We start from the raw sequence: 16,558 nt of genomic DNA, 5'->3' as shown, positions 1-16,558 counted from the left end.
CCGTGGTGTCGGGTCGTGCGCCACGGGTGGCGCTCGTCAACCTGGGCTGCCGGGTCAACCGCGTGGAGCTCGACGCCATGGCGGCGGAGCTCGAGGCCATGGGCTGCGTCGTCGCCCCCCAGGAGGAGGCCGACGCCGTGGTGGTCAACACCTGCGCCGTGACCGGCGAGGCCGAGGCCAAGGCCCGCAAGGCCGTCCGCCACGCCGCCGGGCTGCCGGGCGTCTCCGCCGTGGTGGCCACGGGCTGCGTGGCGAGCCTCTTCGCCGACGAGCTCGACGCCCTGGGCGGCAACGTGCGCGTGGAGCTGCTCAAGGANCGCGNGCCCGGCGTCGTGGCCGCCGCCCTCGCCGACGCCGGCATGGCGCCCGAGCCCGCGGCCGAGCGCTCCGACGCCGGCGGCTCGGTGACGCCCACGGGCCGCATGCGGCCGGGGATCAAGGTCCAGGACGGCTGCGACAACCGCTGCACCTACTGCATCGTGTGGAAGGCCCGGGGGCCCGCACGCTCCCTGCCCCTCGAGGACGCCGTGTCGGCGGTGCGCCGCGCGGTGGCCGACGGCGCAGGCGAGGTCGTGCTCACAGGCATCAACCTCGGCCGCTACGACGGCTGNCCCGGCGGGCTCGCGGGCCTGCTCGACGCGCTCCTGGAGCGCACCGACATCGGCCGCGTGCGCCTGAGCTCCGTGGAGCCGGGGGGGGTGGGGGAGGCGCTCCTCCGCCTCATGGCCGGGTCCGACGGCCGCGTGGCCCCGTTCCTGCACCTGCCCCTGCAGTCCGGGTGCGACGCCACCCTCGCGCGCATGNGCCGCCTCTACACGATCGACGGGTACCGCCAGGTGGCCGACCTCGCACGGGACCGCGTGCCCGGCGTCGCGNTCGCCACCGACCTCATCGTGGGCTTTCCCGGCGAGACCGACGCCGAGTTCGACGAGAGCCTCGCGTTCTGCCGCTCGATCGGCTACGCCAACATGCACGTGTTCCGCTACTCCAAGCGCCCCGGCACCTGGGCCGCGGCGGCGCCGGGCCAGGTGGACCCGCGGGTGTCGACCGGGCGCTCCCGCGCCATGAGGGCCATGGCGGCCGAATCCCGCCGCGCGTTCGCCTCCTCGTTCGTGGGCGCACCCGTGCGCGTCTTCGTGGAGCGGCCGGGCCGCGCGGTCTCGGGGCAGCTCGTGGAGGTGCTCGTGGACCCCGCGCTGCCCATGGGGGCGTTCGCCGACGTCGTCCCGCACGGGCTCGCCGCCGACGGGCGCCTCGACGCCCGGGCCGCGTCCCGCGGAGCCGCGCCATCCGTTTGAACTACCATGGGGCCAGCCAACCCGACCGGTCCCACCCGTTTGGAGGAGCATGGAGCCCACCCAAGTCCGCCTGACCGTCCCAGACTCCCTCGACATCACGAGGGTCATGGGGCCCGCCGACTCGCTCCTGCGCCGCATCGAGGCCGCCACCGACGCCGCCGTCTCAGTCCGGGGCAACACCGTGGCCGTCATCGGGTCCGCCGAGGAGGCAAACGCGCTCGTGCAGGTCTTCTCGGCCCTCATCCGCGAGGTGGAGGCCGGCGGCACGCCCACGGAGGCCGACGTCGACCTCCTGCTCTCCCAGGCCGCCGCGGGCAACGCCCCGCAGGCCGCGCCCTTCGACGACATCCTCGTCACCCACCGGGGCCGCCCCATCCGGCCCAAGACGGTCGGCCAGGCCGCCTACATTGACGCCATCCGCACCCACACGGTCACGTTCGCCCTGGGCCCCGCCGGCACCGGCAAGACCTACCTCGCCATGGCCATGGCGGTGGCGGCCCTCAAGCGGCGCGACGTGGGCCGCGTCGTGCTCACGCGCCCCGTGGTGGAGGCCGGCGAGTCCCTCGGCTTTCTCCCGGGCACCCTCGAGGAGAAGCTCGACCCCTACGTGCGGCCCCTCTACGACGCGCTCTTCGACATGGTGGANGCCGAAAAGGCCGCCACCATGGTCGAGCAGGGCGTGATCGAGATCGCACCCCTGGCNTTCATGCGCGGGCGCACCCTCAACGACGCCTTCGTCATCCTCGACGAGGCCCAGAACACCACCCCCGAGCAGATGAAGATGTTCCTCACCCGCCTGGGGTTCAGGTCCACGTTCGTCGTCACCGGCGACACCACCCAGCGCGACATCGCCGGCACCGGCGGCCTCGACTCCGCCCGGCGGGTGCTCGAGGGCGTCGAGGACATCGCGTTCTGCGACCTCGACCGCACAGACATCGTCCGCCACACGCTCGTCGGCCGCATCGTGGACGCCTACGCGGCCGCGGAGGGGAGATGACATGGCCGTCGAGCTCGCACTGGCCCCCGAGGGGCTCAAGGGACTCGCCGTGGACGCCCGGGAGCTCTCCCGCGTCTTCGACCTCGTGCTCGCCCACGAGGGGGTGGGGCGCCCCTGCGTNGTGAGCGTGTCGGTGGCCGACGACGAGGGGATGCGCGCCCTCAACGCGGAGTGGAGGGGCATCGACGCCCCCACCGACGTCATCTCCCTGGAGTGCGAGCGCCCCNACGACCCATCCCTCGACTCCGGCGAGCCCTGCGAGNTCGGCGACATCGTCCTCGACCCCGCTTACATCGCCGCCCAGGCCGAGCGGTTCGGCACCGCGGCCGCCGACGAGACCCGCCTGCTGGCCATCCACGGCCTCCTCCACCTTTTGGGGTACGACCACCTGGAGGACGACGAGGCCCGGGTCATGGAGGGCCTGGAGGACGCGCTCCTCGCCCAGGCCTGCGGGCGGCCCATGGCCCCCGTGGCCACCACGCGCCACAGGGGGGAGGAGCAGCCATGATCCCCGGCTCCGACAAGGACCACCCGTCGCTCTTCAAGAGCTTCGCCTTCGCCATCCAGGGCTTCTGCTTCGCCTTCACGACGGAGCGCAACATCAAGATCATGGTCGGCGGCCTGGTGTTCTGCGTCGCCATGGGCCTGTTCCTCGGCTGCACGGCCACCGAGTGGGCCTGCCTGCTCATCGGGTGCGGCGTCGTGCTCTCGGCCGAGTTGCTCAACACGTCCATCGAGACGCTCGTCGACCTCGTCTCGCCCGAGTACAACACCCTCGCGGGCCGCGCCAAGGACATCGCCGCCGCGGCCGTCTACACGCTGAGCGTCATGATCGCGCTCATGGGTATCGTCATCTTCGTGNNGGCGGCGCTGCGCANGTNCGGCTGNCGTCGGGCGAGGCCCGAGGGCCCGACCCGAGAAGGAGATCCATGGAAGACACCGAGAACCAGCACGACGGCCTCGACCTCGACGAGGAGGAGCTTGCCATGATGGGGGANCAGGGCGCCGCCGTGGCCCCCGTGTCCGCCCCCGGCGACGTGCCCGACGACTTCCGCAGCGGGTTCGTGGCCCTCGTGGGCCGCCCCAACGCCGGCAAGTCGACACTCCTCAACGCCTGCATGGGCGGCCACGTGGCCATCACGAGCCCCGTGGCCCAGACCACCCGCAAGCGCATGCGCGCCGTCATCAACCGGCCCGACGCCCAGATCGTGATCGTGGACACCCCGGGCCTGCACAAGCCCAAGGACACCCTCGGCCGCGAGCTCAACCGCGCCGCCCTGGCCGAGCTCGCCGACGTGGACGTCGTGGCNNTGCTGCTGGACGCCACCAAGCCGGCCGGCANCGGCGACGCCTGGGTGGCCAAGCACGTGGACGAGAGCCGCGCCGTGCGCCTGCTCGTGGTCACCAAGGCCGACATCGCCACCCCCGAGCAGGTCCAGGCCCAGCTCGAGGCCGGCAACGCGATGGCGCGCTTCGACGAGTCCATCGTCGTCTCGTCCACCGAGGACTTCAACGTCGACTCCTTCATCGCGGCCGTGACCGACCACCTGCCCTGCGGCCCGCGGTGGTTCCCCCTCGACATGCCCGTCGACGCCTCCGACGAGGAGCTCGCCGCCGAGTTCATCCGCGAGAAGGTGCTGCTCAACTGCCGCGACGAGGTGCCCCACTCCGTGGGCGTGCTCTGCGACGGCATCGAGTGGCGAGACGGCGGCCTGGCGAGCGTGCGCGCCACGATCTTCGTGGAGCGCGACAGCCAGAAGGGCATCCTCGTGGGCAAGGGCGGCTCCATGATCCGGCGCATCGGGACTCAGGCTCGACTTGAGCTCGAGGGTCTGTTCCACCGCAAGGTCTTCCTCGACCTCCAGGTGAGGGTCAAGAGCCAGTGGCGCCGCGACGACGCGGCCATCAAGCGGTTCGGCTACAGCGCCGAGCAGTAGGCCATGGCCAGGGCACGCACCTACCCCGTGGAGGCCGTCGTCCTCCAGCGCATCAGGATGGGGGAGTCCGACCTCGCCCTCACGCTCCTCTGCGACGACGGCCAGCAGCGCCGCGCCGTGGCCAAGGNCGCCCGGAAGCCCCAGGGGAGGCNCGCGGGCCGGGTGCAGCTCTTCAGCGAGACCCGGTTCCTCATGGCGCGGGGGCGCTCCCTCGACGTCGTGGCCGAGGCCACGCTCAAGGACCCCCACACGGCCGTGACGGCCTCGCCCGATGGCGTCGAGGCGGCCTCGGCCGTCTGCGAGGTGGCCCGCCACACGAGCTTCGAGGACGCCGGCGACCCGTTCCTCTACGCCCTCCTGCGTCGCACGCTCCGGGCGGTGGGGGAGGCCTTGGAGGCCGACGGCCCCCGGGACGGGCTCGGCCCNCGCACCGGGCTCGTGGTGGCCGCCTACACCTTCAAGGTGACGTCCCACCAGGGCTGGCGCCCCGCCACGGAGGCCTGCGTGGAGTGCGGCGACCCCTCTCCCACGTGGTTCTCGGCCGCCGCGGGCGGCGCCCTCTGCGAGTCGTGCGCCCGCGGCGTGGCCGGCGCCGCCTTCGGCGGCTCCACGGGGGCGGCGTGGGTGGGCTCGCTCGTGGGCCTCACGTTCGACGAGCTGCTCCGCGCACCCGTGGACCGGACGACGTCGGACTGGCTGCTCGAGCANGCCCACCTCTGGGCCGCCACGCAGCTCGACGCGAGGCTCCGGGCCTTCGAGTTCCTCCTCGGGCTCTGACCGGGCGGCGTGCAGGGACTGTGGGGACATGACCGCCACGGCCCGCCCCGAACCGCCCGTGGTATCATCCACGGGTCCGTACCCCGTACCTAGCCGCATCGAGACACCGACGGCGCGCCCGGTTCGGGGCGAATGAGAAAGAAAGGTGAAGAACATGACCATCTCCAAGGAGCNCAAGGCGGAGCTCGTCCGCGAGTTCGGCAAGAACGACACCGACTCCGGCTCCCCNGAGGTCCNGNNCGCCATCCNGACCGACCGNATCCNCGAGCTCACCGAGCACATGAAGACCCACAAGAAGGACTTCCACACCCGTCGCGGCCTCCTGATGCTCGTCGGCNAGCGCCGCCGCCTCCTGTCCTACATCAAGGCCAAGGACATCGAGAACTACCGCCAGCTGATCGCCAAGCTGGGCATCCGCGACAACATCCAGTAACAGCGTGACCGGAGGAGCGCCTGCNGGCGCTCCTTTCATATGCGCCCACGGGCGCGAGCNGGCCGTACGCCCGTCGAGGAGCCGCCTGCATGGGGCAGGCGGGGAGTGAGAGGCANCACATNACCNAAGTAACCNACGAGTTCGACCTGTTCGGCAAGCACTACGCCCTCGAGTCGGGCGAGCTCGCCAAGCAGGCCACCGGCGCCTGCGTCGTGAGGCAGGGCGACTCGGAGGTCCTGGTGACCGCCGTGGTCTCCAAGGAGCGCAAGGACTTCGACTTCTTCCCCCTTACCGTCGACTTCATCGAGAAGATGTACGCCGTGGGCCGCATCCCCGGCGGCTACCTCAAGCGTGAGGCCCGCCCCTCCGAGAAGGCCACCCTCACGGCGCGCATGATCGACCGCCCCCTGCGCCCAAGCTTCCCCGACGGCTTCCGCAACGAGGTCCAGGTCGTGGCCATGCCCCTCGTGGCCGACCAGGAGGACCCCGTCGACACCGTCTGCGTCATGGCCGCCAGCGCCGCCCTCACCGTTGGCGGCGTGCCCTTCGAGGGCCCGCTCGCCTGTGTGCGCATCGGCCGCGACCCCGAGACCGGCGAGTACATCGTGAACCCCACCTACGAGGAGCGCGACGTCTCCGACCTCGACCTCGAGCTCGCCGGCACCTCCACCTTCATCTCCATGCTCGAGGCCTCCGGCGACGAGGTCTCCGAGGAGGACATGCTCGACGCCATGGCGTTCGGCCAGGAGGCCATCGCCGCGTTCTGCGCCGAGCAGCAGGCCTTCATCGACGCCTGGGTCGAGGCCAACGGCCCCATCGAGCCTAGGAGCTACGAGCTCGACGAGCCCAACACCGAGGTCCACGACCGCGTCTTCGCCCACTACGGCGAGATGGAGGCCGCCCTCAAGGACGCCGACAAGCAGTCCCGCATGGCCAAGGTGGCCGCCCTCAAGGAGCTCGTCAAGGGCGAGTTCACCGAGGAGGAGCGCNACGCCTGGCACCGCGCCATCAACGTCGAGCTCAAGGGCCTCGAGAAGCACGCCATGCGCGAGATGGTCGTCGAGACCGGCGAGCGCGTCGACGGCCGCACCGCCACCGAGATCCGCCCGCTCATGGTGAAGCCCGACTACCTGCCCCTGGTCCACGGCTCCGGCCTCTTCCAGCGCGGCCAGACCCAGGTGCTCTCCGTCTGCACCCTCGGCATGCTCAACGAGTGGCAGCGCCTCGACACCATCGAGCCCGTGGACGGCAAGCGCTACATCCACCACTACAACTTCCCGCCGTTCTGCACCGGCGAGACCGGCCGCATGGGCGCCCCCAAGCGCCGCGAGATCGGCCACGGCAACCTGGCCGAGCGCGCCCTGCTCCCCGTCATCCCCAACGAGGACGACTTCCCCTACACCATCCGCGTGGTCTCCGAGGTCATGGAGTCCAACGGCTCCAGCTCCATGGCGTCCACCTGCGGCTCCACCCTCGCCCTCATGGACGCCGGCGTGCCGCTCAAGCGCCCCGTCTCCGGCATCGCCATGGGCCTCATCCAGGAGAACGGCAAGACCGTCGTGNTCTNCGACATCCAGGGCCTCGAGGACTTCCTCGGCGACATGGACTTCAAGGTGACCGGCACCGAGCGCGGCATCACCGCCATGCAGATGGACAACAAGGCCACGGGCCTCACGCCCGAGATCCTCGCCCAGGCCCTGCGCCAGGCCAAGGAGGGCCGCGCCTACATCCTGGNCGCCATGCTCGACGCCATCCCCGAGCCGCGCACCCAGCCCAAGGAGACGGCGCCCCAGATCATCTCCCTCACCATCCCCACGGACAAGATCCGCGACGTCATCGGCTCCGGCGGCAAGGTCATCCGCGGCATCCAGGACGACACCGGCGCCACCATCGACATCCAGGAGGACGGCACCGTCTTCATCGCGGGCGTCGGCGGGGCCGGCGAGGAGGCCGCCGAGCGCATCCGTGCCATCGTCAAGGTGCCCGAGCTGGGCGAGGAGTACGTGGGCCGCGTGGTGGGCATCCAGCCCTTCGGCGCCTTCGTGGAGCTCCTGCCGGGCAAGGACGGCCTGCTCCACATCTCCCGCGNGGCCAAGGGCCGCGTGGAGAGGGTCGAGGACGTCCTCAACGTGGGCGACGAGGTCAAGGTCAAGGTCATCGAGGTCGACGAGAAGGGCAAGGTNAGTCTCGACCGCCTCGACAAGCCCGAGGCCCCNGCGTCGGAGTCCAAGGGCCACTCCGGCAACCGCCGCCGCGAGGGCTCCAAGCCCCGCACCCGCAAGCCCGGCGACCACGGCAACGCCCAGGAGCAGGCACCGGCCCGCAAGCTGCGCCGCCACCACGAGAACTAGGCCCCGCACGGTCAGGAACTGACGCATCGAGGGCGCCGGCGCCGAGCCGGCGCCCTCTTCTCGTATGACCGTCCATCGATGGAACCTGAAGCCCTCTGGGGCGGTCCCTTCAGGTTGCGCACACATGGCTCGGGTACACTGGTCGGTCATGCACAGTTAGGCAGCGGGGTTCCAGACCCCGTCACATAGTTGGAGAACGCGGCGCCACGGCGCCCCGACGAAAGGACACCCACCCTCAATGGCAAAAAAGAACCCGCCCCTCAAGATCATCCCCCTGGGCGGCCTCGACGGCATCGGCAAGAACATGACCGTGTTCGAGTACGGGGACGACATGATCCTCGACGACGCCGGCCTGATGTTCCCCGACGACGACCAGCCCGGCATCGACCTCGTCCTGCCCGACTACACCTACGTCCTGGAGAACGAGCACAAGCTCCGGGGCATCTTCATCACCCACGGCCACGAGGACCACACGGGGTCGCTGCCCTACGTCCTGCGCGACCTCACCCGCAAGGTGCCCATCTACGCCTCCCGCATGACCCTCGGCCTCGTGGAGGGCAAACTCGCCGAGCACAGGCTCACCAACGAGCAGCTCATCGAGGTCAAGAGCGGCCAGCACGTTGACATGGGCGCCTTCGGGGTCGACTTCTTCTCCATGACCCACTCCATCCCCGGCGCCATGGGCGTCTTCATCCGCACGCCCCAGGGGACGGTGCTGCACACCGGCGACTTCAAGCTCGACCAGACCCCCATCGACGGCGTGCGCCCCGACTACAGCGCCATCAACCGCTTCGCCGCCGAGGGCGTCGACCTGCTGCTCTCCGACTCCACCAACGCCACCCGCCCCGGGTTCACCGGGTCCGAAGCCACGGTGGGGGCGAGCCTGCGCCACATCATCAAGAACGCGCCGGGCCGCGTCTTCGTGGCCTCGTTCTCCAGCCACATCCACCGCCTCCAGCAGGTCTGCGACGCCGCAGTGTCCGTGGGCCGCAAGGTGGTCGTCACCGGCCGCTCCATGATCTCCAACACCAAGATCGCCCGGGAGCTCGGCTACCTCGACATCCCCGAGGAGGACATCATCGACGCCTTCGACGTCGACGGCCTGCCCGACGAGAAGGTGGTCGTGCTCTNCACCGGCTCCCAGGGCGAGCCCCTCTCGGCCCTGGCCCGCATGGCCAACGGCGAGCACCGCTCCCTCACCATCACCGACAAGGACACGGTGATCATCAGCGCCACCCCCATCCCCGGCAACGAGAAGGGGGTCCAGTCCATCATCAACTCCCTCTCCAAGGTGGGCTGCACCATCTTCGACAAGAGCNACGCCCTGGTGNANGTCTCGGGCCACGGCTCCCAGGAGGAGCTCAAGCTCATGCTCGCCATGGTGAACCCCCGCTACTTCGCCCCGGTCCACGGCGAGGCCGTGCACCTGCGGGCCCACGCCAAGCTCGCCATGGACATGGGCATCCTGCCCGACCACATCTTCGTGATCGACAACGGCGACACCCTGGAGATGCGCAACCACAAGGTCAGGCTGGGGACCCCCGTGGACTCCGGCGTGGTCTACGTCGACGGCATGCGCATCTCCGACGCCGACCCTGTGGTGCTCCGCGACCGCCAGAAGCTCTCCTGCGACGGCATCGTCACCTGCGTGGTGACCGTGGNCTCGCGCACCCACAAGGCCCTCGAGATCGATATCTCCGGCCGCGGCATCTCCTTCGCCGACGACTCCGAGCTCCTCGGCGGGGCCCAGGACGTGGTGCGCTCCACCGTTGACCGCTCCGCGGAGAAGGCCGGCAACAACGTGGACGCCACCCGCAAGGCTGTCCGCAACGCCCTGTCCAACTACCTCTGGAGCAAGACCAAGACCCGCCCGCTCATCATTCCGGTCGTGATGGAGGTCTAGCCGGATGCCCTCCCAACGCAGAACAAACGCACCCAAGAAGAAGGCGCCCCAGACGAGGGGGAGGGGAGCGGCCCAGCAGCNCGTGGTNGCCCCTTCCGCATGGCACGACATCGTGGGCGTCGCCCTCGTGGTCGTGGCGGTCGCCATGGCCATCGCCCTGGCGAGCCCCTCGAGCGCCGTCGTGGCGGACGCCTGCCGCACGTTCCTCACCTACGGGTTCGGCGCGGGGGCCATGCTCGTGCCGGTGGCGCTGCTCCTCTACGCCATCACGTTCNTCATGCCCTCCGACGGCCCGCTCTCCGCGCGGGCGGCCCTGGGCCTCGTGCTCATCGTGACGTCGGTGCTGGCCATGCTCTCGCTGCTCTACGTGCCGGCGGCCACGGCCGAGGCGGAGGCCGCCTGGGTCTTCCGCCCCGAGGTCGCCTGCAACGCCGGCGGCTACTGGGGAGGCGCCCTCGCCTGGGTGCTCCTCACCCTCGTGGGCCAGACCATCGGCATGGTCGTGCTCGTGGGCATGGTCGTCGCGGGCATCGTGATCTGCGGCTTCTCCATCTCCGGGCTCGTGGCCAAGATCCGCGACGCCTCCTCCAGCGCCCACGAGCACCTGGCCGAGCGCAGGAGCGAGCGCGTGGCCGCCCGGGAGGACCGGGCCGCCGAGGCGTCGGCGGCGACCACCGTGCTGCCGTCCAAGCGCGGCGCGCGTTCCAAGGGGAAGGGCGACGAGACCACCTTCATCGGCGCCCGCAAGACCACCGTGCTCCGTCGCGACGGCGAGGAGCGCCCCAAGCGCCACCCGCGCCTGGAGGACCAGGGCCCCGCGGCGCACCACGACGAGGTGGAGGGCCTCGAGCCCGAGGCCGCNGCCGCAGACGACGTCGTGGCGCCGCTCCCCGTGCCCACGAGGAAGGTCGAGCGCAGGCGCCGCCGCACCAAGGACGACGCCTCCGCGCCGGAGGCCGCGCCCACGACCGTGCTGCCCTGGGAGGACGCACCGTCCGCAGACGACACGGCCGCCGCTGTGAGCGCCGGGACCCCTGCCGCGACACCGGAGAAGGCCCCCGAGGCCCCGCGGACCGAGGACGCGCCCCGCGGGGGAGTGGCCAAGGGCGCCATGGTCGCCGCCCCCAAGAACCCCAGCCGCCCCGGCGAGGGCTCCGAGACCTTCGAGCTGCCGCCGCTCTCCCTGCTCGACACCTCCAGCGACACGGCCGTCACGGCCAGCTCGGAGGAGGAGCTCCAGGAGACGGCCGACCACCNCCAGNCCAAGCTCGTGGANTTCGGCTCCACGAGCCGCGTCGTGGGCTGGGTCGCCGGCCCCATCGTCACCACGTTCCAGATCGCCATGGGCGAGGGCGAGCGCGTCTCCAAGATCATGAACCTCGAGGACGACATCGCTCTGGCCCTCGCCGCCAAGTCGGTGCGCATCTTCGTCATCCCGGGCTCCAGCCACCTGGGCATCGAGATCCCCAACCGCGAGCGCCGCAACGTCTACCTCGGCGACGTCGTGCCCTTTTCCAAGGGCGGCCCCCTCGAGTTCGCCGTGGGCCGCGACTCCGAGGGCAAGCCCGTGGTGGCCGACCTCGCCAAGATGCCCCACCTGCTCATCGCCGGCACCACGGGCTCGGGCAAGTCGGTGGCGATCAACACGCTCATCATGTCCANGCTCATGCGCTCCACGCCCGAGCAGCTCCGGCTCATCCTCGTGGACCCCAAGCGCGTGGAGTTCTCCTTCTATGACGGCCTGCCGCACCTCTACGTGCCGGTGGTCACCGAGCCCAAGCAGGCGGCGAGCGCCCTGCAGTGGGCCGTCTCCGAGATGGAGCGGCGCCTCAAGGTCTTCCAGAAGGCCGGGGTGAGAAACATCGGCGGCTACAACAAGAAGGTTGAGTCCGGCGTGCTCGACAAGGACGGCGTGCCGCCCGAGTCCATGCCCTACCTCGTGGTGGTGGTCGACGAGCTCTCCGACCTCATGATGGTCTCCGGCAAGGAGGTGGAGGCCTCCATCGTGCGCATCGCCCAGCTGGCCCGTGCCGCGGGCATCCACCTCGTGCTCGCCACCCAGCGCCCCACGGCCGACGTCGTCACGGGCCTCATCAAGGCCAACATCGAGAGCCGCATGGCCCTCACTGTGGCCCAGAAGAACGACTCCCGCATCATCCTCGACGGCCCCGGCGCCAACCGGCTCCTCGGCAACGGCGACATGCTGTTCAAGACCGGCGGCAACACCCCCCGCCGCGTGCTCGGCTGTTACGTCTCCGACGCCGAGGTGGAGAACGTCGTGGACTTCCTCGCGAGCCAGGGCGAGCCCGACTACCACGACGAGATCNTCACCGCCGTGGCGCCGAGNNCGCTCTCCTCCGGTGTCGAGGACGATGAGGACGAGGACGACCCGCTGCTCTGGGAGGCCGCCCAGATCGNCGTGGATTCCCAGCTGGGATCGACCTCCGGCCTCCAGCGCCGCNTCAAGGTGGGCTACGCTAGGGCCGGCCGCATCATGGACATGCTCGAGCACAAGGGCGTCGTCGGGCCCCCGGACGGGTCCAAGCCCCGAGACGTGCTCCTCGACCCGCGCGGTCTGGACGAGCTCATGGCCGCCGACGCGACCTACCGGGAGGTGTAAGCCATGGCACGGCCCAGATTCAGCGACTTCCTCTCCAACCGCCGCCGCCAGCTCGGCCTCACCATCCCCCAGGCCTCCCGCGTGCTCCGGCTCAAGGAGCAGGTGCTCGTGGCCTTCGNNGANGGCGACTGGGAGCGCATCCCGCGCTCCGGCTACGCCCAGGGCATGCTGTCNAGCTACGCCCGCTACCTCGGCCTCAACCCCCGCGAGGTCATCGACCTCTTCCAGGACGACCTCCACGCCTATGCGAACGGGCAGGGAGCGGGTCCCTCGCGCCGGCAGCACCGCGACGACGACCCTGCCCGCGGACGGGGCCGCCAGGGGGTCGTGGCGCCCTCCCGGGACCACGACCTCTACGGCTCGGCGGGCCCGGCCGGCTCCATCCTCTCCGGCACCCTCGTGGGCAGCTCGTACCTCCACAGCGCCGAGGAGCGCCGCGGCAGCTCGCCGCTGGTGAACGGCCGCAGCGCCGGTTACTCCGAGCGGTACCTGCGGCAGAACGGCTACGCGACGCCCGGCGCCGAGGGCGGCTCGCTGCCTCCGGTCGGCGGCAGCACCCCCGAGCGAGACTACCCCCAGGGCCGCCCCTACACGGCCCGGGCCCCGCACACAGACCGCCCGCATCGGACGACGGCCGGGCGCTCCACCACGGCGTCGGCCCGCGCCGGGCGCAACCGCTCCGCCCGGGCGCGCCAAGACGCCCGGCGGTACGCCTCCACAGACATCCAGACCCGCGACGTCNCGTCCACCATGTACGACGACGACCTCCGCTACGGGCTCGCGGCCAACACCTACCGGCAGGCCTCCTCGGCCGAGGTGAGGGAGAGCGCGCGCACCCAGGCCCCGGCACCCCAGCGCCCCAACGTGCGCAGGCGCCCGTCGGCCACCGACCGCTACCGGCCGAGCCAGCGCCCCTCCAGGCAGCCGCGCTCAGGCGTCCTCGGGGTGGTCGACGCCTGGTTCTCCGACCCGCGCAGGACCATGCTCACCGTGTTCGTGGCCCTCGGCGTGCTGCTCATCGTCGTCATCGTCCTCTCCGTGAGGAGCTGCACGGCGCCCGCCCCCGAGGGCGGCAACCGCGACCAGATGGCCGCGTCGCAGCCCGCGACCCAGGACACCTCGGCCCCTTCCTCCGGCGACGGTTCCGCGACGTCCGGCGACGGACAGGCGCAGCCTGCGTCCACGACGCCCGCCGCCACGCAGGACGACGCGGACGAGCCCGTGGAGGTCCAGGTCTCCGTGCCCGAGGGCGCCGCCGTGTGGGTCGAGGTCAAGAACGGCGACCGCAACGAGGTCGCCCAGACCGTGACCGGCCCCTGGGAGCAGAAGTTCACCGTCGACGGCGAGCTCGAGGTGCGCACGGCCGACCCCACCCAGGTCACCGTCACCGCCAACGGCCAGCCCGTCTCCTTCGACACGTCCGCCGCCGGCATCGGCACGGCCACGGTCAAGGGGCCGTCGACCGACGCCCAGGCCGCGGGGGAGGGCGCGGGCTCCGACGCGAAGTCCTCCGGCACAGGCTCTTCCGACACCTCCGGCACGTCCNACGACAGCGGCTCCGCGGNCCCNGCCGACGGCTCGGNCNCATCCTCGAACCAGGGGCAGAGCCGCTCCTCAACCTCCTCGTCCGGCGCCGCCGAGTAGCGCCGCACACCACCGTCCACCCCGTACGGAAAGGGAACCCATGGCCAAGGACTCCTCCTTCGACATCGTCTCCCAGGTCGACATGCAAGAGGTCGACAACGCCTACCAGCAGACCNCGCGCGAGCTCACCCAGCGCTACGACCTCAAGTCGTCCGGCGCGACCGTCGACCTCTCCAAGGCCGACGGCACCGTGACCGTCACCGCCCCGGCCGACTTCGTGGCGCGCCAGGTCATCGACGTCCTCAACGGGCGCCTCCACAAGCGCGGCGTGGACCTCAAGGCCGTCCAGTGGGATGNGCCCCAGGCCGCGAGCGGCGGCAACGTGCGGGTGGTGGGGCACATCGTGTCGGGCATCGACCGCGAGCTCGCCAAGCGCATCTCCAAGGACGTCCGCGACATGAAGCTCAAGTGCAAGGTGGCCGTGGAGGACGACAAGCTCCGGGTGACCAGTCCCTCCAAGGACGTGCTCCAGCAGGTNAGGGCCGCCGACTACGACGTGCCCCTCCAGTTCACCAACTACCGCTGAGGTGCCCGTGCCCATGGATGAGACCCTAGAGACCGCCGGGGACGCGCCGCGCGTCCTCTTCGTCACCCTCGGATGCGCCAAGAACGAGGTCGACACCGACCGCATGCGCTCGATCCTCGAACGCGCCGGCTTCGGGGAGGCCGACGGCGTCGCCNACGCCGACGCCGTNCTCGTGAACATCTGCTCGTTCCTCGCNAGCGCCACATCGGAGTCCATCGAGACCACNCTCGAGCTCGCCGAGGAGCGCGCCGCCGGCGCCCGGGAGCTGCCCATCGTGATGTGCGGCTGCGTCCCCTCGCGCTACGGGGACGACCTCCCCTCCGAGCTGCCCGAGGTGGCGGCCTTCGTCCGCACCGACGAGGAGGACGGCATCGCCGGCGTCATGGAGCGCGTGCTTGGCCGGGTGCCCGCCGCCGCCCCCAACGCCGCGGGCCCGCTCCGCACGGTCCAGGGGGCCAGCGCCTACGTCAAGATCTCGGACGGCTGCGACCGCTTCTGCTCGTTCTGCGCCATCCCCTACATCCGGGGCCGCTACGCCTCGCGGCCGGCCGACGAGATCCTCGAGGAGGTCGAGGGCCAGCTCGAGGGCGGCGCCCGCGAGATCGTGCTCATCGGCCAGGACACCGGCATCTGGGGCTCGGACCTCGAGGAGCCCCGGACCCTCGCCGACCTCCTGAACCTCCTGGCCCCCGTGGCCGAGGCCCACGGCGCCTGGGTCCGCGTGCTCTACCTGCAGCCCGAGGGCATGACCCCCGAGCTCGTGGCGGCCATNCGCGNCAACCCGGCTGTCCTTCCCTACATCGACATCCCCATCCAGCACGCGTCCGGCGCCGTACTGTCGGCCATGAACCGCACCGGCGACGCCGAGCAGTTGGCGGGGGTCTTCGCCCGCCTGCGCGAGGAGATCCCCGACATGGTGCTGCGCACCACGGGCATGGCCGGCTTCCCCGGCGAGACCGAGGACGACTTCGAGCTGCTCTGCGACTTCCTCAAGGAGGAGGAGTTCGACTACGTGTCGGTCTTCGCCTACTCGCCCGAGGAGGGCACGGCGGCGTGCCGCAGGCCCGACCAGGTGCCCGACGACGTGAAGCTCGAGCGCACCCAGCGCCTCATCGACATCGCCGAGAACCTCGGCTTCGCGGCCACGGCGGCCCACGTGGGCGAGACAGTNGACGTCATCGTCGACGGCGTCGAGGACGACGGCGACGGCAACGCCGAGTTCGTCGGCCACGCCTGGTTCCAGGCCCCCGACTGCGACGGCGCCGTCCACATCGCCTCCGGCGAGTACGCCGTGGGCGACGTGGTGCCCGTGCGCCTCGTCGACTCCTTCTGCTACGAGCTCGTCGGAGAGCCCCTCGAGGGCGGCGCGGCGTGAGCCGGGAGGGGGGAGCGCCGGGCATCGCCACGGCCGCCAACGTCGTGACCGTCGTCAGGGTGGTGGCGATCTTCGCCTGGCTCGCGGCCGCCGAGCTCGCCGGGCCCCTGCTGCCCGACGCCGTGTCGGTGCCGTGGGCGCTGACGGCGCTCCTCTTCATCGCCATTGCGTCCACCGACTCCCTCGACGGCTACCTNGCGCGCTCCCGCAACGAGGTCACGGACTTCGGCAAGTTCCTCGACCCCATCGCCGACAAGCTCGTGGTGGTGTCGAGCCTCCTCGTGCTCATGGCCCAGGGCCTCGTCTCCATCTGGGTCGTCGTGGTTGTGGTCGCCCGCGAGTTCCTCGTGTCGGGTCTCCGCATGGTCGTCGCGTCCAAGGGCGTCGTGGTCGCCGNGAGCTGGCTCGGNAAGGCCAAGACCGCCACCACCATGGGGGCCGTGGGCGGCTACCTCGTGGCCATGGCCCTGCCCCAGGCATGGGCGCCCACGCTCTGGCTCTACGGGCTCTCGTGGGTCGCCATGGCCGCCGCCGTGGTGCTGACCGTCTGGTCCGGCGCAGACTACCTGGCAAAATGCTGGAAGTACCTGTCGTAGGGGAGGGGGCCGCCATGGCCTTGACATGGGAGCGCGCGCTCACCGACGGGTTCCAGACGGGGGAGGCCCCCACATGGGACGAGGTCTGCGCCCTCGCGGGG

Annotated in this window: 14 protein-coding genes; all 14 read left to right on the top strand. The window is 71.2% G+C overall.

The genetic code is table 11. The features are described from left to right. Nucleotides 1-2 precede the first annotated feature (2 nt). A complete protein-coding gene (locus JX283_RS03180) occupies nucleotides 3-1,298 on the top strand; it encodes a MiaB/RimO family radical SAM methylthiotransferase (RefSeq protein ID WP_204829312.1) in 1,296 nt (431 codons plus the stop codon). A 49-nt stretch (nucleotides 1,299-1,347) separates the two neighbouring features. Further along, nucleotides 1,348-2,295 (top strand): PhoH family protein, encoded by a 948-nt coding sequence (locus JX283_RS03175; protein ID WP_204829311.1) that lies wholly within the window; start codon nucleotides 1,348-1,350, stop codon nucleotides 2,293-2,295. Nucleotide 2,296: 1 nt separating this feature from the next. Continuing rightward, entirely contained in the window at nucleotides 2,297-2,803 is a 507-nt protein-coding gene (ybeY, locus tag JX283_RS03170; protein ID WP_204829310.1) for an rRNA maturation RNase YbeY, read from the top strand. Continuing rightward, the gene (locus JX283_RS03165; protein WP_204829309.1) at nucleotides 2,800-3,285 is read left to right on the top strand and encodes a diacylglycerol kinase family protein; all 486 of its coding nucleotides are present in this window, start codon (nucleotides 2,800-2,802) and stop codon (nucleotides 3,283-3,285) included. Before ybeY ends, JX283_RS03165 begins: the two co-directional genes overlap by 4 nt. After that, on the top strand, nucleotides 3,225-4,232 hold the full coding sequence (gene era / locus JX283_RS03160) for a GTPase Era (protein WP_370583402.1): 1,008 nt from the start codon (nucleotides 3,225-3,227) through the stop codon (nucleotides 4,230-4,232). Before JX283_RS03165 ends, era begins: the two co-directional genes overlap by 61 nt. 3 nt (nucleotides 4,233-4,235) lie before the next feature. Next, nucleotides 4,236-5,009, top strand: a complete 774-nt coding sequence (recO, locus tag JX283_RS03155) for a DNA repair protein RecO (protein ID WP_204829308.1) — start codon at nucleotides 4,236-4,238, stop codon at nucleotides 5,007-5,009. Between the two features lie 154 nt (nucleotides 5,010-5,163). Then, complete coding sequence (gene rpsO / locus JX283_RS03150; RefSeq protein WP_204829307.1) at nucleotides 5,164-5,442, top strand: 30S ribosomal protein S15; 279 nt, start codon at nucleotides 5,164-5,166, stop codon at nucleotides 5,440-5,442. Between the two features lie 119 nt (nucleotides 5,443-5,561). Next, nucleotides 5,562-7,793, top strand: a complete 2,232-nt coding sequence (locus JX283_RS03145; protein WP_370583404.1) for a polyribonucleotide nucleotidyltransferase — start codon at nucleotides 5,562-5,564, stop codon at nucleotides 7,791-7,793. A gap of 238 nt (nucleotides 7,794-8,031) precedes the next feature. Beyond that, nucleotides 8,032-9,696 (top strand): ribonuclease J, encoded by a 1,665-nt coding sequence (locus JX283_RS03140; protein ID WP_204829305.1) that lies wholly within the window; start codon nucleotides 8,032-8,034, stop codon nucleotides 9,694-9,696. 112 nt (nucleotides 9,697-9,808) lie between these two features. Then, nucleotides 9,809-12,316: a DNA translocase FtsK gene (locus JX283_RS03135; protein WP_370583401.1), complete on the top strand. Its 2,508-nt coding sequence runs from the start codon at nucleotides 9,809-9,811 to the stop codon at nucleotides 12,314-12,316. 3 nt (nucleotides 12,317-12,319) lie between these two features. Then, nucleotides 12,320-13,960, top strand: coding sequence for a helix-turn-helix transcriptional regulator (locus JX283_RS03130; RefSeq protein ID WP_204829303.1), 1,641 nt, complete (start codon nucleotides 12,320-12,322; stop codon nucleotides 13,958-13,960). A 40-nt stretch (nucleotides 13,961-14,000) separates the two neighbouring features. Beyond that, nucleotides 14,001-14,486, top strand: coding sequence for a YajQ family cyclic di-GMP-binding protein (locus tag JX283_RS03125; RefSeq protein ID WP_204829302.1), 486 nt, complete (start codon nucleotides 14,001-14,003; stop codon nucleotides 14,484-14,486). A 13-nt stretch (nucleotides 14,487-14,499) separates the two neighbouring features. Further along, nucleotides 14,500-15,861, top strand: coding sequence for a 30S ribosomal protein S12 methylthiotransferase RimO (rimO, locus tag JX283_RS03120; protein WP_204829301.1), 1,362 nt, complete (start codon nucleotides 14,500-14,502; stop codon nucleotides 15,859-15,861). Then, nucleotides 15,858-16,457 carry a CDP-diacylglycerol--glycerol-3-phosphate 3-phosphatidyltransferase gene (gene pgsA, locus JX283_RS03115; protein WP_204829300.1) on the top strand — a complete coding sequence of 200 codons (600 nt, stop codon included), beginning with the start codon at nucleotides 15,858-15,860 and terminating at the stop codon, nucleotides 16,455-16,457. Before rimO ends, pgsA begins: the two co-directional genes overlap by 4 nt. Nucleotides 16,458-16,558 lie beyond the last annotated feature (101 nt).

This window comes from Olsenella sp. CU969 (assembly GCF_905219715.1).
GTDB lineage: Bacteria > Actinomycetota > Coriobacteriia > Coriobacteriales > Atopobiaceae > Granulimonas > Granulimonas faecalis.
The sequence above is the reverse complement of the archived record's forward strand: the minus strand, read 5'-3'. Positions and strand labels throughout refer to the sequence as shown.